The sequence below is a fragment of the Luteibacter sp. SG786 genome (genome assembly GCF_011759605.1).
In the GTDB taxonomy this organism is placed as follows: domain Bacteria; phylum Pseudomonadota; class Gammaproteobacteria; order Xanthomonadales; family Rhodanobacteraceae; genus Luteibacter.
Map to the genome: position 1 here is coordinate 1275249 of NZ_JAAOYX010000001.1, position 23483 is coordinate 1298731.

Genomic DNA, 23483 nt, shown 5'->3' on the forward strand with positions numbered 1-23483 from the left:
GGCAGCTGCCAAGAAACGTCTTTCTGTCCCGACGATGCGAGGTCGAACGATGAGCGATACGCTGGCGAGCATCCTGCGAGGTGCGGCACTGTGCGGTGCGATGTGTGTGGCAGGCGTCCTCGCCGCGCCGGCACAGGCGGCCGAAACCCCAGCGGCGGCGCTGCCGCAGATGGGCTTCAACAACTGGAATTCCACGCATTGCCGTGCCGAGTTCGACGAAGCGATGATCCGTGGCATCGCCGACAAGTTCATCAGCCTCGGCCTGCGTGACGCCGGCTACCAGTACGTGAACATCGACGATTGCTGGGCCAACTGGCAGCGCGACAAGGACGGGCGCCTTCAGCCGAACCCGAAGCGCTTCCCCAGCGGCATCGCGGCGCTCGCCGACTATATCCACGAGCGCGGCCTGAAATTCGGCCTGTATTCCAGCGCCGGTACCTCCACGTGCGAGCCGCTGCAGGAGAATCGCGGCTTCCCGGGTGGCCTTGGCCACGAGAAAGAGGATGCGAAAACCTTCGCGTCGTGGAAGGTGGATTACCTCAAGTACGACAACTGCAACAACCAGAAGATCGACGCCAAGAAGCGTTACACGGCCATGGCCGAGGCGTTGCGCAACAGCGGGCGGCAGATCTTCTTCAGCATGTGCGAGTGGGGCGAGAACAAGCCGTGGCTCTGGGCCGGCAAGGACCCGGTCGATGCGGGCTCCTGGCGTACCACCGGCGACATCAGCGACAACTACGCGTCGATGCTGAAGATCTTCAAGGAGAACGTGGTTCTCGACAAATACGCGAGCCTTGGCCACTGGAACGACCCTGACATGCTCGAGGTCGGCAACGGCGGCATGACCGATGTCGAGTACCGCAGCCACTTCAGCCTCTGGTCCATCATGGCCGCGCCGTTGCTTATCGGTACCGACTTGCGCACGATCAAGCCGGACGCGCTGAAGATCCTGCTCAACAAGGACGTAATCGCCATCGATCAGGATCCGCTGGGCGTGCAGGGCAAGCAGGTGAGGGATGCCGATGGCATCCACGTCATCGTGAAGCCGCTGAAGGACGGCGGTCGCGCGGTGGCCGTGTTCAACGAAGGCGACAAGGCGAAAGCCGTGACGGTAACCCCTGCGGAAATCGGCCTGAAGGCAGGCGGCAGCTACACCATGCGCGACCTGTGGGCCCACACCGATGCGAAGGGCGACGGCTCGATCAAGACCACGCTGGAACCGCACGCCACGGTGATGTACCGCATAAGTCAGTGATTGCGCCGCTGTAGGAGCGCGCCTTGCGCGTTTATGCCCGCGTCGGGTACGACATGTTTTCTCGCACCGTTCCCCGGTCTGGCGCGCCAGCTCCCGGGTGCGGCCACAAAACATGTCGCGCGCAGGGCGCGCTCCTACGTGTCGGGGCGGGCCGTGCGACGCCAGACCACCCATGCGGCGCCGGCCACCAGCAGGTTCAGCACCATCATGCCGAGCCATATCGCGGGTTGCGACGCTGTGGCGACATCGGCGTGGAAAACGGGCTTCCAGAGCGACCCGGAACTCGTGCGCAGCAGTGCGTCCTGTCCCAGGTTGTTCGCGATGTGAAATGCGGCCACAAAAGGCAGGCTGCGGGTCGCCAGCATGAGGCAGCCGTACATCACGCTGGACGATCCCACCACGAGAAGGCCGGCCAGCCATGGCACGCCCCCGGCCACGTGCACACCGACGAAGACGGCGGTGGGTACGAACAGCGCCGCAAGCGGCCCGGACACGTTGAGCAGGCGGTCCATCCCGTAGGTGCGATATCCCACCTCCTCGGCAATGCCCATGCCGAAACTCGCCCCGGTACCCAGGGCGAACGCGGTCCAGCCGAACGCCTCGTTGGCGGCCCAGTGGAATGGGACGACGAGGAAAACCGGTATCGACCAGGCCGCGGCCAGAGCCAGGCCGGCCACAAGGCCCGCCCATCCGTATCGCCACGCGTGCCGGCCCACGCCGTAGCGTCGCCACCCCAGCCCGGCCCGCCGGAGGTAGACCCAGGTCAAGGCCACCACCAGGCACATCACGATCAGACACTTCGCGAACCAGGCCACCGAGGGCCCGAGCCTTGCAGGCACGACCAGCGCCGCGATGAAGGTGCCGCCAAAGGCCATGACGGCGACAAGCACGAAATACCCGGCGATATGGGTCAGTGGTCGTGCCATGCGTCGCTCCCTCCGGCTGCGTAGGCTGTCGCTCGAGTCTACCGAACTGGGCCTTCGTAAACCCCCTGTGGGAGCCGGCTATGCCGGCGATCCCGCGGCAGCGGGCAACCTTGCGGCACGCCCCCATCGCCGCTGAAGCGGCTCCCACACAACGCTCGCATGCATGTGGCGAAACGTCTGTGCTTGAGGAGGGCTTACGAAGAGGCAGTTGCTCCCACATAAACACCAGCAAAAAACAGTTTTTTCGCGGGATAATCCGCGCATGAACGCGTCATTCCCCGTTGGCCATATCCTCGTCGGTGCGGTGCGCCCGTTGGGCGACTCCGGCAAGCCCAGCGCCATCCATAAGGCACCCGTGGATCGTCCCGTGCGGGCCACGCGCATCGGCTTCGACGCCGACAGCCAGGCCGACCTCAAGCACCATGGCGGACTGGAGCAGGCTATCCATCACTACCCGTTCGACCACTACGATGGGTGGCGCGACGAGATCGGGCCGGTGCCGGTGCTGGAGAAGCCGGGTGCCTTCGGCGAAAACCTCTCGACGCTCGGATTGACGGAAGGGCAGGTGGCGGTCGGCGACGTGTTCCGGCTTGGCGGGGCCACGCTGCAGGTAAGCCAGGGCCGCCAGCCGTGCTGGAAGCTCAATGTCCGCTTCGGCGTCGACGACATGGCGTCGCGCGTGCAGGTGTCCGGCCGCTCGGGCTGGTATTACCGCGTGCTGGAGGAGGGCGACGTGCCGCCGGACGCCGTTTTGGAGCGCGTCGACCGCGTGACGCCGGAGTGGACTGTCGAGCGGGTATGGCGTGCGCTTTATGTGGATCGCCACGACATCGATTCGCTTGCCGTGCTCGCTGGCCTGCCCACGCTATCGGACGGCTGGCGACGGCTCGCTCGGCGACGAACAGAAACCATGGCTTCGAAAGAGCCTTGACGCGCATACAAAACATGGGCGTGCACGGCCCATAGTCTGAACCTGCGCCCAATCCTTTCTGAGCAGGCATTCACGGAGGTCAATTCGGCCTTCAACTTGCTTGCCGGGGCGATTCACACCCATCGCGCCAACGTGTCGTCGAAAGGAGACGACATGAACCCCGATAAAGAAAAGAAGTTGCTGCGCGAGTTTGACGAACACATGGCCAGTCCCTGGTTTCCCTGTTTCGCTGGGCAAACGGCCCAGCAGCGAGGCCATGTGACCCACCTGTTCGCCGGTGCCATGGGCTGCCCCGCCGACGACGCGAAGGTTGCGGCGGGTATCGCAGCCTTCGCCAACCGCGAAAAGCCGGAGCATGTCTTCGACAGCCTGGTGGTGCATTACGCGGATTCCACGACCATGTCGGAGCAACTGTTCGAGCGACTGCTCTTCGCTCGCCTGCAGGGCATTCACGAAGCGGATGCGCGGCATTATTCGTGGGACCCGGCCGTAAGCACCGATCCGGACGATCCGGCCTTCAGCATGAGCGTGGGTGGAAAGGCCTTCTACGTGGTAGGTCTGCACCCGGGTGCGTCCCGCCGTGCACGTCGGCTTGCCCACCCTGCGCTGGTGTTTAACCTGCACGAGCAATTCGAATTCCTGCGCCGCGAGGAGCGCTATGCTCGTCTGAAGAATGCCATCGTCGAACGGGATATCGCCTTGAACGGTTCGGCCAATCCCATGCTCGCCGTGCACGGTTCCGTTTCCGAGGCGCGCCAGTACAGCGGCCGGCACATCCTGGGCGAATGGCATTGCCCGTTCCAGGCAGCGAACGCACATAAGGACAAGGCCGCATGACCACCCGCACCATTCCTCCGCAAAGCGGCACGGCGTTTATGCTCAAGGCGGGCCAGCGCCTCACCGTCATCGATCCGGAAGGGCAGCAGGTCAGCGACCTTGTCGCGTTCAACGCCGAAGACACCGACGAATGGCTGTCGAGCGGGCGAACGCTCGACTACGCCAGCAAATTTCTCCTCTCTACCGGCGACATCCTGTATTCCAACCGCAGTTCGCCAATGTTGACGATCGAGCGGGACGACGTCGGGCGACACGACTTCCTGCTCGCCCCCTGCTCGAAGGAAATGTTCGCCAAGCTGTATGGGCATACGGAACCCCATCGCGGCTGCTTCGGCAATCTGGCCGCCGCGCTCGAGCCTTTCGGCATCGCGCCGGACCGCATCCCCACGGCCTTCAATGTCTTCATGAACGTGCAGGTGAACGGCACGAACGGCCAGCTCTCGGTGGAGCCGCCACTCAGCAAGGCGGGCGACAGCACCGTCTTCCTGGCGCAGATGGATCTCGTGGTGGCCCTGACCGCGTGTTCTGCCGGTCAATCCAACAATTTCCGCTTCAAGCCCATCCAGTACCGCGTGGAGTAGGGCATCATGGAATGAACGCTGCGACGATGCAGCATCGTTCTGTATCGCACACACCAGGGCTGGTCATGACGACAACGCTTTGCAGGGGCTGTGGGGATGCCAACGAAGTGGCCAGCCGCATCACGATGGCGTTCCAGCCGATCGTGGACGTTGAACATGGCACGATCTTCGCCCACGAGGCCCTGGTGCGAGGAACCGACGGGGCTTCCGCCAGCGACGTGCTGGCCTCGGTGGCGCACGAGAACCGCTACGCCTTCGACCAGGCATGCCGCATCGTGGCCATTCGGAAGGCCGCCATTCTGGAACCGCCTGGACTGCTCTCGATCAATTTCCTGCCCAATGCCGTGTACGTGCCGGAGCACTGCCTGCAGGCTACGCTCGCCACCGCGAAGGAGGTGAATTGGCCTCTGAACCGAGTGATCTTCGAGGTCACCGAGCACGAGGAGGTGGTCGACCACCATCACCTGGTGAGCATCCTTACCGCGTACAAGGCGCACGGGTTTCTCACCGCCATCGACGATTTCGGCGCGGGTTTCGCAGGCATGAACCTGCTGGCGGACTTCCAGCCGGATCTCGTGAAGCTCGACATCGGGCTCGTCAGGGGCATCGACGGAAATCGGGCGCGGCAGGTCATCGTCCGCCACATGGTGGATCTTTGCGCGCAGCTCGGCGTTCGCCCTCTCGCGGAAGGGGTGGAAACCATGGATGAGTACCGGGCCTTGCGAGACCTCGGCATCGGGCTCCAGCAGGGATTCCTTTTCGCCAGGCCGGCACTCGAGTCGGTGCCTGCCATCACGTGGCCCGCTTCGTAAGGCATCGCCGGTCACGTTTCGCGGGGCCTTGACCCGGTCCCGGCAATCATCCGGGCATGACCCCTCTCTGGTGGCTTGCCCTCGCCGGCACTCTCCTGCTGGCGACATCGTTTCTCTCCGGCTGGATCCATCGGGGACCCGTCACCACGTTCGCGATCTACCTGGTGGTGGGCATCCTCATTGGCCCCGGCGTGTTCGGCCTGACCAAGCTGCCGCTGTCGCGCGAGCATATCCACTGGCTGCACGTGGCCACGGAAGCGGCGTTGGTGGTTTCCCTCTTCGTCACGGGCCTGAAGCTTCGTCTGCCGTTCCGCGACAGGGGCTGGGTCATGGCCGTTCGGCTGGCCTTGCCGGCGATGGTGCTGACGGCCGCCGGAGTCACGGCGGTCGCCTGCCTGGGCCTCGGCTGGCCGTTCGCCGCCGCGCTGGCGGTGGCTGCCGTGGTGAGTCCCACCGACCCCGTGCTTGCATCGCTGGTGTCGGTCGACGACGCACGCGACGACGATCCCCTTCGCGTGGCGCTTTCGGGGGAGGCGGGGCTCAACGACGGCACGGCGCTGCCGTTGCTCATTCTTGCCCTGGCCCTGATGGACCCCGGCGCCGAGGTGCCCAGTGTCCTCGCGCACTGGTTCACGCTGGACGTGCTCTGGGAACTGGCCGGTGGGCTCGCTATCGGTCTGCTCGGTGGTTGGGGGCTCGGTTATGTGGGCACGCACCTGCGATACACCGCCCGCGACGTGGCGCCGAGCGACTTCCTCGCCTTGGGCATCATGGTGGTGGTCTACGCGGCCAGCCAGATGCTGGAGGTGTCGGGCTTTCTCGCGGCCTTCGCTGCCGGCGCGGGACTGCGCCGGGTGGAGCTGAGTGTGAGCGAAGGCAGGGATGGCAGGAAGCGGAACGAGGGGGCGGAGCTCGACACGCCTGCGGAGATGCGGATCAATCCCAACGAGCGGTCGCAGGCCAGCGTGGACCACCCGAGTCAAACCGTAGGGTGGATGGTTTCCGATGCCTTGTCCTTCGGAGAAACCGTCGAACGGCTCATCGCCGTGGCCCTCGTGCTGGCCGTGGGGATCGCGGTCATTCCGGCGGTGAGTTGGGATGGCGTGCTTGTGGCGGGCGTGTTGCTACTGGTGGTCCGGCCGCTGTCGACGTGGATCGCCACCGCCGGGTGCAGGTTGCCCTGGCAGCGCCGGTTGCTGATCGGCTGGTTCGGCATCCGCGGGCTCGGCAGCCTCAATTACATGGCCTTCGCCGTGGTGCACGGGTTGGCGGGTGTGTCGGTGCCCGCCTTCGAAAGCGTCGTGCTCACCGTGGTGGCGATGAGCATCGTCATCCATGGCATCAGCGTCACGCCGCTGATGCAGTGGCGGGAGCGTGCCATCGAAGCGGCGAAGCAACGCGGCGCGAACGGGCGCGGCATGTAATGACGCCGAGTGTCGAAGACCGCTCGTGAGTGTTTGCTGCGGCCTGGGGAAAAGAACAGCGCAAATCGGGAATTTGCCGATGTGAGCCGGATCGGGCTGTCGCGATAGTGCATGCCCGGGCACGGCATGCCTTGCCCGGCAACCCGGTGAGCCACCGCCTGGCATGGGCAGGCGTGCAGTGCCTCACCGCATTCCGCTGATCGAACACATCGAAAGGACCCCTGCCATGACCGTCAAGGTTAAACGACTCATCATCTTCGGCGACAGCCTCTCGGATATCGGCGTCAAGCGCGATACGCCCACTGGCATGTTCGCCTCGCTCTTCGGTCTGATGCGCACCAACCAGGTGAAGCGCTTCAGCGACAACCGGAACTGGACCGACTTCATCTGGGAGTGGGCCGGCGGCAGTCCGCTGATCACCGTGAACCAATCCACATCGCTCGCCGCCGCGGCCCCGCACCTGCGCTGGAGCGCAAACAGCAAGAACGGATCGTCCACCACGGATCCCCTCTATTACGCGAACTATGCCGAGGGCGGCGCGATGGGCGGTTCCGACCGCAGCAGCACGGGGCTGGGTTATTTCAAGGAACAGGTCGCAAAGTACGCCCAGGACCTCAAGGCATATCCGCTGACGTCCGAGCACGGCGTAGGCCTGTACCTCATCTGGTTCGGCCTGAACGACCTGGTGACGAACGAGCGCGACAAGTCGGACATGGCCAAGGTGGGCCGGGAGATGGCCAGCCTCTGCCAGGACATCATCAAGCTGGATCCGAACGCGGCCTTCCTGTTCGGAAACCTTCCCGATCCCCAGGACGCGGTTCGTTATTACGGCCAGGAGGCCACCCAGAAGGTCATCGACTTCTCGACGGGGTCGCTGAATTTCGGGCATGAACTGGCGAAGCACATCAACGAGGATTTCCCGAAGAACAATCCGGCGGGCATCGTCGACATCTACACACCGATGTACCACGTCTGCAGGAACCTCGACGCCTACGGCTTCATCAAGGAGGCACAGCCCAAGGGTATCGAAGTGCGTTACGGTGCCCCGCCGAAGAATCAGCGGGCCGCGTTCTGCACCACCACGAGCGACGAGGCCCATCCCACCGAAGAGGTCTACAAGGTCATCGCCCAGATATGGGCGACCGAGATCGGGAAGCACTTCGAGTTGGGCTCGCTCAGGCAGGCGGCGGATGCCACGTTCGTCGTCAAGGGGAACAACTGACCGCATGACGATCCGTCGCCGCGGCCTTCATGGCGACGACGGATCATGAACTTGCAGGTGGCTGTCCGGATTCGCGCATGAGGTATGCAGGCGCGTGCACGAATCCATGCGTTTTGCCGGGGTAAACTGCCCGTCTTTACGCCTGGAGCCCCGGATGCTGAACGTCAAAGGCCTGGTCAAGACGGTGCCCGGCGGCCGGACACTGTTCGCAGGGATCGACCTGGCGTTGGCCCCGGGCGAGTTCGTCGCGATCATGGGGGAGTCGGGCGCGGGCAAGTCCACCTTGCTTAACCTGATCGCCGGGCTCGATTCGCCCGATGCAGGCAGCGTCCGCATTGCGGACATCGATATCGCAGGCCTCGACGACGATGGCCGCACGCGGCTTCGCCGCGACCGCATCGGGTTCGTCTTCCAGGCCTTCCATGTGCTGCCGCATCTGGATCTTGCCCACAACGTCGCCTTGCCGCTGGCGTTGCAGGGACGCGAGCCCGACGAATCCCTGTGTGCCGCCAACGCGATGCTCGATGCGGTCGGCCTGGGCGGTCGGGGCGAAGCGTATCCTCGCGAGCTTTCCGGCGGCGAATTGCAGCGTGTGGCCGTGGCGCGCGCGCTCGTGCACCGTCCGGGGCTGATCCTCGCCGACGAGCCGACCGGCAATCTGGACCCCGACACCGCCGCGCACACGCTGGGCCTGTTCGTGAAACAGGTTCGCGACGCCGGTGCCGCCGTGCTGCTCGTCACTCATTCCGCCGTGGCTGCTGCGGCGGCGGACCGCACGCTTGTGCTGTCGCCCGCCGGACTCGTTGCCCGTGGCTGACCAGCGCCTGTTTCCCGTGGCGCGACGCTGGCTCCTGTGGAGCGAATGGCGCGCCCATCCGGGCCGCGTCGTGGCCGCGTTGCTCGCCATCGCCCTCGGTGTCGCGCTGGGATTCGCCGTGCATCTCATCAATGCGTCGGCATTGGGGGAGTTCGACAAGGCGGTGCGATCGGTCAGCGGCGCGGCGGACCTGCAGGTGCAATCCAAGAATGCCTTCGGATTCGACGAGATGCTGTATCCGCGTGTCGCACGCGTGCACGGCGCATCGGTGTCGCCGGTGGTGACGGTTGCTGCGACCCTCGACGGGACCACTCGGGTGACGCTCGAAGGTATCGATGTGTTTCGCGTGACAGGCATGGGGCAGGGCGATGTCGTCGGCGGATTGCCCGCGTTCGGCGGATTCATCGAGGGAAGGGCCGTTTATCTGTCCGCTTCCGTGCTTGCGGCGTCTGGGCACAAGGTCGGGGAGTCGACGACCATCGTTGCCAACGGTCGCACGTTCCGTGCCGTCATCGCGGGCACGCTGCCGGCGGCTGCAGGCAGTCGCGTGGCCGCGATGGACATCGCGGCGGTCCAATGGCGATTCGGCATGCTCGGCCGGTTGCAACGCATGGATATCCGTGTCGATCGTGGCGTCGATGTCGCGACGACGAGGCGAGCGATCGCCGCGATGCTGCCGCCCGATGCCATCGTGGTCGACGCCACGGGCGAGGCTGCCCAGAACGACAGCCTCTCGGCTGCCTATCGCGTCAACCTCGACATGCTCGCGCTCGTGGCATTGCTGACGGGCGGGTTCCTCGTGTACTCGGCGCAATCGCTGTCGGTGGCACGGAGAAGTGCCCAGTTCGCGCTGCTGCGCGTGCTCGGCATGGAGGCGCGTACGCTGCGCGGCCAGGTGCTCAGCGAGGCGATCCTGCTAGGTGTCGTGGGTGCCTGCGCTGGCATCGGGCTGGGGTTGGGGCTGGCGTCGCTTGCCTTGAAGCTGCTTGGCGGCGACCTTGGGGGCGGATACTTCAACGGCGGAACCCCACAGCTGGTGTTCGCGCCGTGGGCCGCGGGCATCTTCGGTCTGCTCGGCGTCGCTGCCGCAGTGTTGGGCAGCATGGTGCCGGCGCTGGCGGCGGCACGCGCTGCGCCCGGCATCGCCATCAAGAATCCTGGCGACGTGATCGACCCGCGTGTCCGCGTCCGGCCCTGGATGGCCGTCGGTCTGCTTGCGGGCGCGGCATGCGCCGCGGCCTTGCCTGCCGTTCGCGGCCTGGCCCTGTTCGGCTATGTGTCGATGGCTTTGCTGCTGGCGAGCGGCGTGGCGTTGATGCCCTGGCTCGCACGTGTCCTCGTCACGCCGCTTCGCCGCATATCGCCGAAAGCGGTGCCGTTCCGCCTCGCCATCGCGCGGCTGTGGGGCGCGCCGTCGCAGGCATCCGTGGCGCTTGCGGGCATCCTGGCCGCTACGGCCCTGACCGTTGCCATGGCGGTGATGGTGAGCAGCTTTCGCGAATCGGTGGACCGCTGGCTCGGCGATGTGCTGCGGGCCGACATCTACCTCCAGGCGAACGATACGACCTCGGGCGGATTCGACGCGGCGACGCAGGCGCGCCTGCGCGCCGTGCCGGGTGTCGCGTGGATGGGCGTGCTGAAGGAGACCCCGTTACGCTTCGACGAGCGGCGGCCTCCGGTGGCGCTGCTCGCGCGCTCGCTGGACGGACCGGGGGCGCAGCATTCGTTGCTTGGCCCGGCGGTGCCCGTTCCTTCCAATGAAGTGCCGATATGGGTGTCCGAACCGGCGTCCCGTGTCTATGGCTGGAAACCGGGTGACCGCCTCGCCTTGCCCTTGCCCGGTGCGCCCACCGTCGTCGTTGCCGGCGTGTGGCGCGACTATGCCCGGCAGCATGGAGCCATTGTCGTGGACGAGCGGAGCTATGTGCGCTGGACCGGCGACAGTCGGCGTACGGGCGTGTCGATCCTCGTTGCGCCGGGCGTGGACACCGGTCCGGTCGTGGCGGGCTTGCGCGCCGCCGTCGGAAACGGCGCCCCTGCGTTCACCATCAGCCGCCCGCAGGAGATCCGAAGGAAGGCACTGGAAGCCTTCGATCGCAGCTTCCTCATTACCTATCTTCTCGAAGGTATCGCCGTGTGCGTCGGCCTGGCCGGCGTCGCGGCGACCGTGGGCGCGCAGGTGCTGGCGCGCATTCGCGAGTTCGGCATGCTTCGCCATGTGGGCGCTACGCGCGGCGAACTCGCATGGATGCTCGTGACGGAAGGTGCGCTGTTGGGTGGCGTGGGCGGCATCGCCGGCGTGACGCTCGGACTTGCCATGAGCCAGGTGCTCATCCACGTGGTGAACCCGCAGTCGTTCCATTGGACGATGGATACCGTGCTTCCCTGGCCTTTCCTCTGCGGTGTCGTCGCGACGCTGATCGTCGCCACCGCCGGTGTTGCGCTGGTGGTGGGTCGCAACGTGCTGACCGTGGATGCGGTACGCGCAGTAAGGGAGGACTGGTAATGCGCATGCGATGGCTATGGCCGATGCTGTTGCTCGTGACTACCGTCGGCCTCGCTGGTGAGCGGGTCGTGTTTCCGCCGGTACCGCGCGACGCGCCGGTGAGTCTGCCGCGCGACCACGGCGCGCACCCCGCGTACGGCCTGGAATGGTGGTATGTCACGGGCTGGCTGGAAACGAAGGGCGGGCCCGTGGGTTTCCAGATCACGTTCTTCCGCAGGCGCATGTCGTTCGACGACGGCAATCCGAGCCGCTTCGCGCCCCGACAGCTCATCCTTGCCCATGCGGCACTGGCCGATCCCGCGAAAGGGCGTCTCGATCACGCGCAGCGGCTGGCGCGCGAAGGATTCGGGCTGGCGGAGGCGGCGACGGGCGACACGAATGTGTCGATAGACGACTGGCAGCTCGTTCGGCAGGGCGACGGGCGGTTCGCCACCCACTTCGGCGGCGCGGACTTTACCCTGGATCTCATGTTGACACCCACGCAGCCTCCGCTCCTGCAAGGCGACCGCGGTTATAGCCGCAAAGGCCCGGGCGAAGGCGAGGCGAGCGCGTATTTCAGCATGCCCCATCTTTCGGCAGAGGGCCGGCTGAAACGAGGCAATGACGTGGAAACGGTGAAGGGCACCGCATGGCTCGATCGCGAATGGTCGTCCAGCCTGCTCAACCCGCGTTCGCAGGGATGGGATTGGGCGGGGCTCAACATGGACGACGGCAGTGCCGTTACCGTGTTCCGGGTGCGCGACGCCGACGGGCACCCGATGTGGGCGGGCGGGAGCGTTCGTGCCGCGGATGGCTCCCTGGTCATCCTGCGACCGGAGGACGTGAATTTCGAAACCCGGCGCCTGTGGCGCTCTCCGCGCAGCGGGGCCAGGTATCCGGTAGAGACAACCATCGAGATTGCCACCCCGTCCGGAAAGAAGCGCTACCTCGTGCAGCCGCTCATGGATGACCAGGAACTGGACATCGTACGCGAGGGCGGCCCCGTGTACTGGGAGGGAGCGGTACGGGTGCCCGGCGGCCGTGGGTACCTCGAACTCGTGGGCTATGGGGATAGAGTGAGACTCTGATGTAACCTTTGTGCTCATCGCGGCGAATGGCACGGAAGACGCTCGTTCGCCGAACGTACAGCCCAGGGACCCGATGACCATCCATTTTTCCTGCACCATGTGTGGCCGCTGCTGCCACGGACTGCGACTTCCGATCAGTGTGGACGAGGCCATGGCCTGGCTGCGCGACGGTGGTCAGGTGCAGCTGTTCTGCGAAGCCATCCCCTGGCCGGAAGAGCCGCCGGCGGACAACCATCTTGCCTGGTACAAACGCCGCCGTTCGTTCGCCGCAACCAGTGGACGCCTGCCGGTGCGGGTCATCGTGTCGCTGATGGCGGTGTTCGAAGGGGCGTGCCCGAACTTGCAGCCGGACATGCGCTGCGGCATCTACGAGCGGCGTCCGCGCGCCTGCAGGGTGTATCCCGCCGAGGTGAACCCGTTCTATGCATTGGACCGCGAGACGAAGCTGTGCCCGCCGGACGCATGGCAGAGCGTGGAAGTGCTCCAGTCCGAAGACGGCAACTGGAACGATCCGGAAGTGGCGGGCGCCATCGTGGGCATGCGCGACGCCGACGCACGCGACGCCGAGGTCAAGAAGCAGCTCTGCGCGATCCTGGGCATTCTGTCGAGCGGACTTTCGAACGAGGGTGTGGTGATCCACGCACCGGAGCGCGGCCGGTTTCTCGCGGCCCTGGAAGCGGCGGCCGCGGGCGGCGAAGACCGAAACGCCGGGGAATGGCAGATCGTGTCGCACCGGCGCGCCACGCTCGATCTCCTGCAATCGGCGGGCACGGCATCGTTGCCGTCCACGGCCCTGGCGGGCACCGCAAGTTTCCTGGGCTTCGTTGCCGGCGACGCCTGATCACGCGTGCGTCAGCGAAATGACGATTTCGATAAGAATGAGCACGACGATGGCGATTTCCAGCCATTCGTTGCGACGGCTGGACGCCTCTTCGTAGAGCGCAGCGTACGTGTCGCGAATGATCGACAGCTTGCGGTCGACCGAGGCGCTGAGCGCTTGCACGCGGAACAGCGACAACGCGCTGGAGTACACGCGCGCGAGGTAGACGTCTTCGGTGACCTGTAGCGCGTTTTCAACACGCTCGGTGAGTTCGGTAACCTCTGCCACGAGGGTGTACAGCCCTCGCGCCAGGTGTGCGAACCGCCGCGACGCCAGCAGCGACGCCGTGGAGCGCGCCTTTTCCACCTGGTCGTACATGCGTGGCAGCTCGTCGTCGAGCAGCAGATCGTAGTAGCGCATCTCCACGAGCTGCGCGTTCGCCACTTCGATCACGTCCGCGACGTCGGAATCGCCACGCGGCTCATAGATGAAGGCGCGGTCCCAGGTGAGCACCACGAGGTCGTCGACGTAGTACGAAAAGTTGCGGGAGAGAAGATCCTTCTTCGCGGCGCGCGACAGGGGGCGTGTGTCACCGGTGAGAACTTCGGTGAGGTCCACGGTTTCCATCAGTCGCTCGGCATCCATGGGCTCGTTGAAAGAGTGCACGGTGGCGATCAGGTGGTCTTCGTCCAGCCGGCCGCCCTCGGTCGGGCGTACCAGCGATGGCCGTATCACCTCCTGCACGCGTTCGAGCAGGTCGTTCCAGAACGCCGCGCCGGAGGCCGGCCCCAGGCGTGTATCGAGGTCCGTTACATCGCGCACATAGGCGGCCCAGGGCTGCCCGGTGCACGGGACGCGCAGGGAGAACGCGGCCAGCCCGAAGTCGTAGAGCCGTACGGAGATGGTCGCTCGCCGGGTCCCGCCGGAAAGTTCCACGGGCACCTCACCCAGCGACACCCACAGCGGGGGGACGCCGAAGCTCACGGCCTCGGGAGGCGTGCTCTTCAACGACGAACGGGTGAACGCGGTGCTGCCGCGCTCGGTCCAGAGCTTCTCGGCGTGGACGAGGTCGATGCTGTAGGCAAGGTCGATCAGGCGCAACGCGGTCACTTCGCCTGAGGAAACCACGAGGTTCGCGGATGTCACGGTCGTGTCCGAAGCACCGGCGGAAGCGGTGGCCTGCACCGTGCATCCTATCAGCGCGGCACCAGGAGCCGGAAGAGCAGGGCGATCAGGCCCACCGCGATAACGCCGCCCAGGTAGAGGGCGGCGAACCACGCAGCCTGTCGCCAGCGGCTGCGTTCGCTCATCAGTGGTACCCCGGATCGTCCGCGCGCACCTTGCCGCGGAACACCCAGTAGGCCATGGCCGTATACGCCAGGATGATGGGAACGACGATGGCGGCGCCCACCAGTGTGAACAACTGGCTGGAGTGCGGCGCCGAGGCCGTCCAGATATCCAGCGACGGGGGCACGATGTTCGGAAAGATGCTGATGATCAGGCCCGTGTAACCGAGGAAGAGGATGCCCAGGGTCAGCAGGAAAGGCCTGCGGTCTGCGCCGCTGCGCAGCGCCTTCAGGATGCCGGCGAGACAGGCGAGGACGAGCACCGGCACCGGCAGGAAATAGAACAGGTTCGGCGTCGAGAACCAGCGCGCGGCGACGGCTTGCTGGCCGAGTACCGTCCACAGGCTGACCACGCCGATCGTCGCTCCGAGCGCGAATGTCAGCGGGCGCATCAGCACGCCCATTCGCCTGCGCAGTTCGCCGTCCGTTTTCATCAGCAGCCAGCCGCAGCCGAGCGTCGCGTAGGTCACGGTCAGCCCGATACCGGTGAAGAGATTGAACGGTGTGAACCAGTCGAACGCACCGCCCGCGAACTTGCCGTCGCGTATCTCCACACCTTGCAGCAGGGTGCCCAGGATCACGCCCTGCGCGAAGGCGGCGACGGCGGAGCCGGCAATGAAGGCCAGGTCCCAGAGGTGCTGGGTTCGCCGTGCCTTGGCGCGGATCTCGAACGCCACGCCGCGGAAGATCAATCCGCACAGCATGGCCACGATGGGCAGGTAGGTCGCCGGCAGGAGGACGGAGTAGGCGACCGGGAACACGGCGTAGAGCGAGGCGCCGCCGAGTACCATCCATGTCTCGTTCCCGTCCCACACCGGCGCGACCGTATTGAGCATGACCTGGCGCTCGCCCTCGCGGTCGAAGAAGGGAAAGATCAGGCCGATGCCGAGGTCGAAGCCGTCCAGCGCCACGTAGAGGAAGACGCCGAAGCCGATGATGGCCGCCCAGACGACTGGCAGATCGATGGTCATGGCGGTTACTCGTCGATGGGTTCGGTGGGCCGCGAAAGCGGGCGATGGTCGAAGCGCTCCTTGCCGCGGCCGGTGTCGGCCGCTTCCTCGCTTGCCTCGTCGTGCGGCAGGTCCGGTCCCTTCGCCATGAGCTTCAGCATGTAATAGATGCCGGTACCGAAGACGAGGAAATACACCATCACGAAGATCATGAGCGAGGTGCCCACCTGCTGCACGGTGAGCGGGGAGACGGCGTCCCGTGTACGCAGCACGCCGTACACCACCCAGGGCTGGCGCCCCGCCTCGGTGGTCACCCATCCGGCGAGCAACGCGATGAGCCCCGTGGGGCCCATCCACAAGGCGAAGCGCTGGAACCAACGTGCCTCGTACAGGCGCTCGCGGCGCCGAAGGGCGAGACCAAGGAGGGCAAGCAGCAGCATGAGCAGGCCCATGCCCACCATGATGCGGAAACTCCAGAACACGATGGTCGAGTTGGGCCGGTCTTCGGGCGCAAAGGATTTCAGCCCCTGGATCTCGCCATTCCAACTGTGCGTGAGGATGACGCTGCCCAGGTGTGGCACTTTCAAGGCGTAGCGCGTGGTCTCGGCTTCCATGTCCGGCCAGCCCACAAGGTTGAGCGAGGTGCCGCCTTTCTCCGTTTCCCACAGGCCTTCGATGGCCGCGATCTTTGCGGGCTGGTGTTCGCGCGTGTTGAGGCCATGCGCATCGCCCACCGCTATCTGGACCGGTACCACCAGCAACAGCATCCATAGCGCCATCGAGAACGACTTCTGGATGGCCGGGTCCTTCCGGCCGCGCAACAGGTGCCATGCCGCCGTCGCGCCGACGAGCAGCGCCGCCACGATGAAGGCGGCCAGCGCCATGTGCACCAGGCGATAGGGGAACGACGGATTGAAGACGATCTTGAACCAGTCCACGGGAACGATCTTGCCGTTTACCAGCGCGTGTCCCTGGGGCGTCTGCATCCAGCTGTTGGACGAGAGGATCCAGAACGTGGAGATGAGCGTGCCGACCGCCACCATCAGCGTGGCGACGAAGTGCGCGCGCGGGCCAACTTTGGTCCAGCCGAAAAGCATGATGCCCAGGAAGCCGGCCTCCAGGAAGAAAGCCGTGAGCACTTCGTAGGTCAGCAACGGGCCGGTGACCGAGCCCGCCACCGTGGAGAAGCCGGACCAGTTCGTGCCGAACTGGTAGCTCATCACCACGCCGGAGACGACACCCATGGCGAACCCGACGGCGAACACCTTCGACCAGAAGAAGAACAGCTCCTTGTAGACGATCTTCCCCGTCTTCAGCCACAGGCCCTCGAGCACGGCCAGGTAGCTGGCCAGCCCGATGCTGATGGCGGGAAAGATGATGTGGAATGACACCGTGAAGGCGAATTGCCAGCGTGCCAGCAGTAGCGCCGTGTCGGGAACGTTCATCGCTTTCTCCGTTTCGCGCACAGTCTATGCCGCTGCGCGCGCAGAACTCGCTGGCGCGACACTTTGGCGCGTGGAGGATTGTCGCAGCGAATCGGGGTATGCCGGCTAGTAGCGGCTTACCCTCGTCAGGGGCGTTTTCCGCCACGAGCCGCCACGAAACGGATGTGCTCGGCGTCGTGGATCACCGCCACGCCGGGGAGGCTGCCCAGGTAATTCACGAACGCTGCCGCGTCGCGTGCATGGAACTCGCCGCTGATGCGTCTGGCGGCCAGCCTGGGGTCCTCGATCACCAGGGGGCGGGGGGTGTAGGCGTTGAAACGCCGGGCCACTTCAGCCACGGTTTCGTCGTGGAAGCGGATGTCCTCGGGAAGCCAGGTTGCCGCGGTGACCTCGACATGCCCCCGCGACAAGAGCCTGCCGTCGGTCGCTATCGAGGCGCTGTCACCGCCGGCGAGTTCCACGATGCGCTTGCGTCGCCCACTCTCGCCGGCAAGGCGGCGACGCACGCGATCGAACCAGGGCGGCGCCGCTTCCGAAACCGCGAGGCGGCCGCTCACGACGGAAATCTCCGTGCTGCCCGCCGTCCGGCTCACGTTGAATACGGTGCCGATATCCTCGATGCGGTGATTGCCTGCCTCCACGATCATGGGGCGCCGCTCGTCCTTCCCGATGTCGAACGTGGCGTCGCCCGTCAGCAGCACGATCCGGCGCGATGTCTCGTCGAAAGTTACCTCCACCACGCTGCCGGGCGACAGTTGCAGGCGCGTATGGTCGGCGAATGTCACCGTCCTGGTGTAGCCCTCATCCGCGGCGAAGCGCAGGGCCGATGGTCCTGCCTTCGATCGCGTGAAGAGCAGTGCAACCAAAATCAGGAGCACGGCCATCGTGGCCAGGCCACCGACGATGCTTTTGGAAAGCGTGCGGTGTTTGTCGGCTGGAAAGCGCGTCCAGCGCTGGGAGGTCTCGATCGACACATGGACTCCAGGTGCGTGCGGCGGAGCCTATGCATGGAACATGGCAGTTTTGTGACCGGCGCCATGCCGGCCGGCGGGAGCCGCCTGGGCGGCCCCCGCCGTTTGACGCTACCTACCGAGATTGCTCAGGAATCGCTTCGTGTACTGAAGCACGGTGGTGCTGGGCACGGAATTGCAGGTGGGCGAGGCGAAGCCGCCGCCACAGGGGTTGTCGCGGTCCAGCGACCAGAAGTGCACGCCCGCGAGCTTGTTCGTGGCCGCATAGGTCGTGACCGTGTCAATGTCGGCGATAGTGAAGGTCTCGCTGCTCACATCGTTGACGCCGATCATGGGCGTGATTTCGATCTTGCTCAAGGGAATACCGTAGGTATGCTGCAGGTTCTTCACCGCCTGGATGGCGGATTGACCCATGTCGCATGCGCCGTTCTTCACCACGCAGATGCCCGGTCCCGCAGCGCCGTAGTCCATCGTCATCAGGTTGATGGTGTAGTTCTTCAGGCCCGATGCCTTGACCGCACGCACCACGGCATCGCCGGTGCCATTGACGCCACCATAGCTGCCGTCGGAAGCGGCCAGCGTGGCCAGCGTGAACGAGAAACGCAGGTTGGGGTACAGGCTCTCGGCATACACGGCATTGCTCACCAGCGCGTTGAGCTGCGCCGACGACTGCCCGCCCTCGATGTCGAAGTCCACGCCCACCATGTGCGGGCCCATGTATCGCGACAGGAACGCCGCCATGCCCGTGGCGCTGCCGCACGTGAAGACACCGGCCTGGCCGCCGGTGGAAACGACATAGTTCACCCCGGCATTGTTGAGGCGGGCGATGTTGGCGCTGGCGAACGCCGCGGCCGGGACGCCGCCCCAGTTCTCGCTGCCGCATTCGCCGGTGGCGAAGGCGAGGGTGATGGCGCCGAGGTTCGGCACCTGGGTGGACACCAGGCTGCCGCTGCCCACGACGGGCAGACGGGTACCCGTCACCATGGTGGACATGATGTTGGTGTTCCAGTCGAGGTTGATGGTGATGTCCTTGTAGGGACTGAACAGGAGGTCGCCGGAGGTGGGCGGCGGGTTGTCCGGTGGTGGGTTGTCCGGTGGGTTGTCGGGTGGCGTGCCGCCGCCCGTACACGACCCCTGCGAGGTCCAGGGCTGCCCGGAACCGCTGCCGCCATTGTTCGTGGCCGGGTCGTTGCCCTGCGTCCACCAGTTCGCAACGTAGTTCACGCCGTTCTCGCTGGCCGTGTTGCCGGCCGTGTAGACCTTGCTTGCCTCCCACGCTGCCGCACAGGCATCCGCGGCATGCGCCTCGCGAACGGGTACCACGGCGGAAAAGGCAAGGGCGACAGCCAGCCCGAGGGATGTCTTGATGAGCATGAGCGCCTCCAGTTCGAGTGTGATGGTGAAGCGTCCCTGCCTCGTCGATCGACTGCGAAAGCGACTCCGGTTTAGGCTCCCATGACAACGTTGTCTATTGGCCTTTCAGCGAAATGTGACGCACTGCGCGTGTAAATCGATGCGCATAATCGGCGGCAATGACAACGAGGGACAATTTTGGACTCGGTGCTCCCACGGGGAATCCGTGGCGACCTACAGTTCCTTGATGCGGATATTGCGGAAGGCGATGCGGATCGGCTCCACGCCCTTGTCCTCGCCACCCTGCAAGGCGATGCGCCCCTTATGGAATCGGGCGAAGTCCGGCATCTTCGCAAACTTGGTCTTCGCTACCAGCGCATCCCATTCGGGTGTCCAGAGCGTGGTGTCGACTGTCTTGTGGCCGTTCTGGAAAAACTGGACGTGGCCGTGGTTCACCACGATTTCCACCTGGTTCCAGTTGCCGTGCTCTTTCACGTTCTCGATGTCCGAGGAGATGAGATCGAAGAGATCGCCCGAACGCTCATACAGCGTGTAGCTGTCGGGCTTGGTGCACACCAGGTCGGCGATTTGCATTTCCGGGCCCGTTTCCCAGGTTTCCCGATACTTCGGTGTTTCCTGCACGTTGAACATGATGCCGGCGTCGGCGCAAGGGGTCATTTTCCATTCGAGCTTGAGGTCGAAGTTCTCGTATTCCTTGTCGGTGACGAGGTCGGCGAAGTCTTCGCGCGGTGCCTTCAGGTCGCGATGGAGTTCGATGTTTCCGTCCACCACGCTCCAGTCCTTGCCCACGCCCTTCTGACCGAAGGAATGCCAGCCGGCAAGGGTCTTGCCGTCGAACAGCGGCGTGAAGCCATCTGCAGTGGCCGCTACTGCGCAGACGGGCAGGGCGGCAATGCAGCACGCGACGACAACCTTCAGGCGCTTCGTGGACATGGGGAACCTCCAGGTAAGGGATGCCGAGCGTAGCGCAGTTGCCGCATCGTGCCATGCGTTCGCGTATGGACGTCTGGACTTCCAACGCGCGGGATGACTACTGCAGTGGTTGCAGGTTCTTGCGGTGCTTCTTCAGTTCGTCGCCGATCTGCGCCAGCAACGGCGCCATGGCGTCAGGCTCGCGCAAGGAGCGAAGGGTGGCGCGCAAGGCGCGCAGATCCTGTTTGGTGCCGAGCGCGTCGGACAGCAGCGACAGTTCGTGGGCTCGTTCTTTCCTGCCTTGGGCATGGTGGTGTCCGGTCTTGCCGCGTGCCTTCTGGACGCGACGCCAGAGTTCGAGTTGCATGCGCAGACGCCGTGCCTTCCTGCGCCAGTCGTGGGCATTGGCCGGGGTGGCGATCTTCTTCGCTCTTTTTCGCGCCTTTGCAAGCCGGCTCTCCGAGCGTTCCAGCGCTTCTTCGATGGTTCGCTGGCGAAACGTGCGCCAGGGCAGGCCCTCGAGGGTGGCGGCAAGCTCGCGGATGGTTCTCCGCCGCTTGAGGAAACCGGGATCGTCATGCAGCGCTGCCGCCAGCCGGCCATCGCAGCGGTGTTCCAGCCTTTCGAGCGCGTGGCGCCACGCCTGCGAAGGTCGGGGCCCGGCGAGCGTGCGCGCCGTATCGAGTGCCACGTAGGCGTCGCGCAACGGAGAAAGGCTTTCGGCAAGGTTGGCGAGGCTGGCCTTGATCGACGGCATCGCCTCGGCGAAGGGTTCCTCCCCGAGCACCAGCAGGCTTTTCAGGCGGCGGATGGCCTTGCGTGCTTCGTGGATGCCGCGATGCCGGTCTTTCGAATCGGAAAGGGAACGGATCGCCTTGCGGCATTCGCTGGCCGCGGACGAAGCGAGGACGGCCGCGATGCTCGGCGCTTTGGCGGGGCTCATGGGCCCCTAGATAGCAGACCTGAGGCGGGACGTCACCCGGCCGGCCGATGCCTACTAGCCCGCGTCGCTTCCGTCCGCGGGCGGATCGGCCTTGCGGCGGCGGCGCGGCTTCGGTTCGCTGGCGGCGATCAGGCCCTGGAGGTACGCGATGCCTTCCTCGGCGGGAAACCACGACACGACGTCGGCGACGGTAAACCCATGCCGCAGCCGAAGCGCTTCGAATTCCGCACGGGCGGCGGCCAGGGGATCGACCTTCGGGGGCCGGCCACGGCGCTTCGGCGCGGCGGGAATCGGCGCGGGGGCAGGGGCCGGAGCGGCAGGCCTGGTGTCTGCGGCCTTGCGATCGAGGGCGGCAAGTTCCTCCTGGAACTGCTTGAAGTCATATTTGCCGGACGAGTTCATCGCGCTACTTGGAACCGGTGGAACGGCCATTGTGACACGGTGCCCCGTTCAGCATTTGAGAAAAGGTGCGCCCTTTGAGCAGCGTGTAACCAATGCAACGCAAGTGCCTGCCGCGTAAGGCGGCAGGGCACTTATCCACATGGTTGTCCAAGTGCTTTCCACAGTGCCTGTGGATATCAGGGGGCGCTGGCTTCCGAGCCCGTGGAGATGTCGTCCGCGTTGTTGCGCTTGAAGATGTCCTTGGCCACGTCGCGCTGATTCCCGTTTTCCGTATGCACCGAGATAAGGATGCTGCCTTCGCGAACCTTGGCGTCGTAGCGCTTCGCCTCGAACTCGGGAATGCCCATGCCGACCAGGGCGCCGATGATGCCGCCGGTGGCTGTGCCGACCGCCGCGCCGCCGAGCGCCGCCATGATGGGACCGGCCGCGATGAACGGGCCTACTCCCGGAATGGCCAATGCGCCGATGCCCGCGAGCCAGCCGAGGCCGGCACCGAGGCCGAGGCCGACCACGCCGCCCGTGGTCGCGCCTTCCGGGGCCTTGGTGTGGTGCTCGTGCGCGAAGTCGCGCGTACCGCGGCGATCGGGGAGCAGGGCGGAAATATCGTCGCTGGTGAAGCCGGCCTGCTTGAGTTCGAGCACGATGATCTCGGCCTGTTCCACGGTGCGGGTGGTGCAATAGACGGACGCTTTCATGGGAATCCCTTGTGATCAGTGTTTGATGTCGAGCTGGTTCTGGACGGAGGTCACGCCGGCGACGCCTTTCACGATCGCCTCCACGCGGGCTTTTTCCTCTTCCGTCTTCACGGGGCCACGCAAGGTGACGGTGCCCTTGGCCGCCACGAGCTTCACGTTCTGGGCGGAGGTGGACAGCGATGCATCGGCGACCAGGGCCTTGCGCACGGCCGCCGCCACGCGGATGTCGTCCGCGTTGTTCGGCTGATCCATCGGGGTGAGGCTTTCCGCGTGGCGGTCGCGCTTGTTGATGGCGGTGTCGTCGACTTTCGACGCGTCCTGCGCCCAGGCAGGCGCCGTGGCGGCGAGAGCGAGAAGGAGGATGATAGGTGCACGTACGTTCACGGCCGTTACTCGGTGTCTGCGGTGCGCGCAGTACGCCGTGGGGAGCGTGAACCGGTGGTGCAATCCGTGCGACGGGCGCGTGGCCCGTTTTGCCGTCAGCCAGCCTCGGCGCGGAAGGTGACCACCAGCACGTCGCGATGCGAGGCCTTCGAGGGGTCCAGCGGTGTCACGGGCGTAACCCCGTGGAAAACGCGCGGGTCGTGGATGAGCGCCGCGTCGAAAGGTTTTGCGAGTGTGAACTCGCCCAGCTCGCGCCCGTCGGGCGCGTGGATGGTCGTGGTGCCTCTGGCGATGTTTTCGCGATCGACCAGGAGCACGAAGACATAATCGACACCGTCGCGGTGGCTGCCTTCGGGAGTGGGCTCGCCGGCGGTGCCGGCCGTGGCTTCGATGCGGAATTGGTGCACTTCCACGTGCCAGTGGGGAACCTCGGGAGAGAGGCCGCCGAAAAAGTCCCGGCAGAAGTCGAGGATCGCGCTCATGGTGGCCCCGGTGGCGATCTCCGGGAGCACGGGCTCGAACCAGCGCTCGATGTCGCCCTGCAGCGTGTTGTACGCAAGGGTCTGGAAGTGCGCTTGATGCGGGCGCAGTTCCACGTGGCCGAAGCGGGACGCGGCGAACGTCGCATGGCGCCTGCGCCGAAAGCGCCCAGTGGCGGCCAGGTAGGTGTCGGGCTCCAGGGCATTCCAGCTGGCGGCGAAGGCCTCCCAGTCGGAGAGGGGAGCCAGGTGCTCCACCAGCATGCGCATGTCCGGACCGTGCACGAAGGCAAAGCCCTCGTCGCGCACCTGGTCGTGGAGGGAGGTTCCGGTCGCTTCCTGAGGGGCGTTCATGCGTGAAGTATACGACTACCCCGACGCTGG

The 23483-nt window shown here is 65.5% G+C and carries 24 protein-coding genes; 11 read left to right on the forward strand and 13 right to left on the reverse strand.

The features are described from left to right. Positions 1 to 49: 49 nt before the first annotated feature. Positions 50 to 1255, forward strand: a complete 1206-nt coding sequence (locus FHS47_RS05810; RefSeq protein WP_208381809.1) for a glycoside hydrolase family 27 protein — start codon at positions 50 to 52, stop codon at positions 1253 to 1255. Positions 1256 to 1389: 134 nt separating this feature from the next. Here FHS47_RS05810 and FHS47_RS05815 read toward each other — a convergent pair whose 3' ends face one another. Then, positions 1390 to 2181 (reverse strand): CPBP family intramembrane glutamic endopeptidase, encoded by a 792-nt coding sequence (locus FHS47_RS05815; protein ID WP_167024200.1) that lies wholly within the window; start codon positions 2179 to 2181, stop codon positions 1390 to 1392. A 262-nt stretch (positions 2182 to 2443) separates the two neighbouring features. Between FHS47_RS05815 and FHS47_RS05820 the strand changes: the two genes are divergently transcribed. The 10 genes from FHS47_RS05820 (at position 2444) to FHS47_RS05865 (ending at position 13219) form a co-directional block, all read left to right on the forward strand. Continuing rightward, entirely contained in the window at positions 2444 to 3112 is a 669-nt protein-coding gene (locus tag FHS47_RS05820) for an MOSC domain-containing protein (protein WP_167024203.1), read from the forward strand. 153 nt (positions 3113 to 3265) lie between these two features. Further along, complete coding sequence (gntA, locus tag FHS47_RS05825; RefSeq protein WP_167024206.1) at positions 3266 to 3949, forward strand: guanitoxin biosynthesis heme-dependent pre-guanitoxin N-hydroxylase GntA; 684 nt, start codon at positions 3266 to 3268, stop codon at positions 3947 to 3949. Then, positions 3946 to 4530, forward strand: a complete 585-nt coding sequence (locus FHS47_RS05830; RefSeq protein ID WP_167024209.1) for an urea carboxylase-associated family protein — start codon at positions 3946 to 3948, stop codon at positions 4528 to 4530. The genes gntA and FHS47_RS05830 overlap by 4 nt, the downstream gene beginning before the upstream one ends. Positions 4531 to 4595: 65 nt before the next feature. Beyond that, entirely contained in the window at positions 4596 to 5342 is a 747-nt protein-coding gene (locus FHS47_RS05835; RefSeq protein ID WP_167024212.1) for an EAL domain-containing protein, read from the forward strand. Positions 5343 to 5398: 56 nt separating this feature from the next. After that, positions 5399 to 6766 (forward strand): cation:proton antiporter, encoded by a 1368-nt coding sequence (locus tag FHS47_RS05840; RefSeq protein ID WP_167024215.1) that lies wholly within the window; start codon positions 5399 to 5401, stop codon positions 6764 to 6766. A 226-nt stretch (positions 6767 to 6992) separates the two neighbouring features. Then, positions 6993 to 7988 (forward strand): SGNH/GDSL hydrolase family protein, encoded by a 996-nt coding sequence (locus FHS47_RS05845; protein ID WP_167024218.1) that lies wholly within the window; start codon positions 6993 to 6995, stop codon positions 7986 to 7988. 154 nt (positions 7989 to 8142) lie between these two features. Further along, the gene (locus tag FHS47_RS05850; protein WP_167024221.1) at positions 8143 to 8805 is read left to right on the forward strand and encodes an ABC transporter ATP-binding protein; all 663 of its coding nucleotides are present in this window, start codon (positions 8143 to 8145) and stop codon (positions 8803 to 8805) included. After that, positions 8798 to 11311, forward strand: coding sequence for an FtsX-like permease family protein (locus tag FHS47_RS05855; RefSeq protein ID WP_208381810.1), 2514 nt, complete (start codon positions 8798 to 8800; stop codon positions 11309 to 11311). Before FHS47_RS05850 ends, FHS47_RS05855 begins: the two co-directional genes overlap by 8 nt. Continuing rightward, entirely contained in the window at positions 11311 to 12378 is a 1068-nt protein-coding gene (locus FHS47_RS05860) for a carotenoid 1,2-hydratase (RefSeq protein ID WP_208381811.1), read from the forward strand. The genes FHS47_RS05855 and FHS47_RS05860 overlap by 1 nt, the downstream gene beginning before the upstream one ends. Before the next feature lie 73 nt (positions 12379 to 12451). After that, a complete protein-coding gene (locus tag FHS47_RS05865) occupies positions 12452 to 13219 on the forward strand; it encodes a YkgJ family cysteine cluster protein (protein ID WP_167024224.1) in 768 nt (255 codons plus the stop codon). On the opposite strand, the gene FHS47_RS05870 is transcribed toward FHS47_RS05865, so the two are convergent. From FHS47_RS05870 to FHS47_RS05925, 12 genes are all read right to left on the reverse strand, one after another. Continuing rightward, complete coding sequence (locus tag FHS47_RS05870; protein ID WP_167024227.1) at positions 13220 to 14344, reverse strand: hypothetical protein; 1125 nt, start codon at positions 14342 to 14344, stop codon at positions 13220 to 13222. Positions 14345 to 14394: 50 nt separating this feature from the next. Beyond that, positions 14395 to 14508, reverse strand: coding sequence for a DUF2474 family protein (locus tag FHS47_RS05875; protein WP_167024230.1), 114 nt, complete (start codon positions 14506 to 14508; stop codon positions 14395 to 14397). Next, positions 14508 to 15515: a cytochrome d ubiquinol oxidase subunit II gene (cydB, locus tag FHS47_RS05880; protein WP_167024233.1), complete on the reverse strand. Its 1008-nt coding sequence runs from the start codon at positions 15513 to 15515 to the stop codon at positions 14508 to 14510. The genes FHS47_RS05875 and cydB overlap by 1 nt, the downstream gene beginning before the upstream one ends. A gap of 5 nt (positions 15516 to 15520) precedes the next feature. Next, on the reverse strand, positions 15521 to 16939 hold the full coding sequence (locus FHS47_RS05885; protein ID WP_167024236.1) for a cytochrome ubiquinol oxidase subunit I: 1419 nt from the start codon (positions 16937 to 16939) through the stop codon (positions 15521 to 15523). A gap of 125 nt (positions 16940 to 17064) precedes the next feature. After that, positions 17065 to 17913: a FecR domain-containing protein gene (locus FHS47_RS05890; protein ID WP_167024240.1), complete on the reverse strand. Its 849-nt coding sequence runs from the start codon at positions 17911 to 17913 to the stop codon at positions 17065 to 17067. 108 nt (positions 17914 to 18021) lie between these two features. Next, a complete protein-coding gene (locus tag FHS47_RS05895) occupies positions 18022 to 19284 on the reverse strand; it encodes a carbohydrate-binding protein (protein ID WP_167024243.1) in 1263 nt (420 codons plus the stop codon). Positions 19285 to 19497: 213 nt separating this feature from the next. Beyond that, entirely contained in the window at positions 19498 to 20217 is a 720-nt protein-coding gene (locus FHS47_RS05900; RefSeq protein ID WP_167024246.1) for a DUF1080 domain-containing protein, read from the reverse strand. A gap of 97 nt (positions 20218 to 20314) precedes the next feature. Continuing rightward, on the reverse strand, positions 20315 to 21139 hold the full coding sequence (locus tag FHS47_RS05905) for a CHAD domain-containing protein (RefSeq protein WP_167024249.1): 825 nt from the start codon (positions 21137 to 21139) through the stop codon (positions 20315 to 20317). Between the two features lie 54 nt (positions 21140 to 21193). Next, entirely contained in the window at positions 21194 to 21541 is a 348-nt protein-coding gene (locus FHS47_RS05910; RefSeq protein ID WP_167024252.1) for a 2-hydroxyacyl-CoA dehydratase, read from the reverse strand. Between the two features lie 176 nt (positions 21542 to 21717). After that, complete coding sequence (locus tag FHS47_RS05915; protein ID WP_167024254.1) at positions 21718 to 22236, reverse strand: hypothetical protein; 519 nt, start codon at positions 22234 to 22236, stop codon at positions 21718 to 21720. A 15-nt stretch (positions 22237 to 22251) separates the two neighbouring features. After that, a complete protein-coding gene (locus FHS47_RS19995; protein ID WP_208381812.1) occupies positions 22252 to 22620 on the reverse strand; it encodes a BON domain-containing protein in 369 nt (122 codons plus the stop codon). Positions 22621 to 22715: 95 nt separating this feature from the next. Further along, positions 22716 to 23453 (reverse strand): 2OG-Fe dioxygenase family protein, encoded by a 738-nt coding sequence (locus tag FHS47_RS05925; protein ID WP_167024257.1) that lies wholly within the window; start codon positions 23451 to 23453, stop codon positions 22716 to 22718. Between the last annotated feature and the right edge of the window lie 30 nt (positions 23454 to 23483).

Coding starts and splice junctions, on each gene's coding strand:
- FHS47_RS05895 (WP_167024243.1), bottom strand. CDS start 19,284: ATGCTCATCAAGACATCCCTCGGGCTGGCTGTCGCCCTTGCCTTTTCC.
- FHS47_RS05905 (WP_167024249.1), bottom strand. CDS start 21,139: ATGAGCCCCGCCAAAGCGCCGAGCATCGCGGCCGTCCTCGCTTCGTCC.
- gntA (WP_167024206.1), top strand. CDS start 3,266: ATGAACCCCGATAAAGAAAAGAAGTTGCTGCGCGAGTTTGACGAACAC.
- FHS47_RS05900 (WP_167024246.1), bottom strand. CDS start 20,217: ATGTCCACGAAGCGCCTGAAGGTTGTCGTCGCGTGCTGCATTGCCGCC.
- FHS47_RS05865 (WP_167024224.1), top strand. CDS start 12,452: ATGACCATCCATTTTTCCTGCACCATGTGTGGCCGCTGCTGCCACGGA.
- FHS47_RS05925 (WP_167024257.1), bottom strand. CDS start 23,453: ATGAACGCCCCTCAGGAAGCGACCGGAACCTCCCTCCACGACCAGGTG.
- FHS47_RS05860 (WP_208381811.1), top strand. CDS start 11,311: ATGCGCATGCGATGGCTATGGCCGATGCTGTTGCTCGTGACTACCGTC.
- FHS47_RS05915 (WP_167024254.1), bottom strand. CDS start 22,236: ATGAAAGCGTCCGTCTATTGCACCACCCGCACCGTGGAACAGGCCGAG.
- FHS47_RS05815 (WP_167024200.1), bottom strand. CDS start 2,181: ATGGCACGACCACTGACCCATATCGCCGGGTATTTCGTGCTTGTCGCC.
- FHS47_RS05840 (WP_167024215.1), top strand. CDS start 5,399: ATGACCCCTCTCTGGTGGCTTGCCCTCGCCGGCACTCTCCTGCTGGCG.
- FHS47_RS05810 (WP_208381809.1), top strand. CDS start 50: ATGAGCGATACGCTGGCGAGCATCCTGCGAGGTGCGGCACTGTGCGGT.
- FHS47_RS05910 (WP_167024252.1), bottom strand. CDS start 21,541: ATGAACTCGTCCGGCAAATATGACTTCAAGCAGTTCCAGGAGGAACTT.
- FHS47_RS05885 (WP_167024236.1), bottom strand. CDS start 16,939: ATGAACGTTCCCGACACGGCGCTACTGCTGGCACGCTGGCAATTCGCC.
- FHS47_RS05820 (WP_167024203.1), top strand. CDS start 2,444: ATGAACGCGTCATTCCCCGTTGGCCATATCCTCGTCGGTGCGGTGCGC.
- FHS47_RS05845 (WP_167024218.1), top strand. CDS start 6,993: ATGACCGTCAAGGTTAAACGACTCATCATCTTCGGCGACAGCCTCTCG.
- FHS47_RS05835 (WP_167024212.1), top strand. CDS start 4,596: ATGACGACAACGCTTTGCAGGGGCTGTGGGGATGCCAACGAAGTGGCC.
- FHS47_RS05850 (WP_167024221.1), top strand. CDS start 8,143: ATGCTGAACGTCAAAGGCCTGGTCAAGACGGTGCCCGGCGGCCGGACA.
- cydB (WP_167024233.1), bottom strand. CDS start 15,515: ATGACCATCGATCTGCCAGTCGTCTGGGCGGCCATCATCGGCTTCGGC.
- FHS47_RS05830 (WP_167024209.1), top strand. CDS start 3,946: ATGACCACCCGCACCATTCCTCCGCAAAGCGGCACGGCGTTTATGCTC.
- FHS47_RS05875 (WP_167024230.1), bottom strand. CDS start 14,508: ATGAGCGAACGCAGCCGCTGGCGACAGGCTGCGTGGTTCGCCGCCCTC.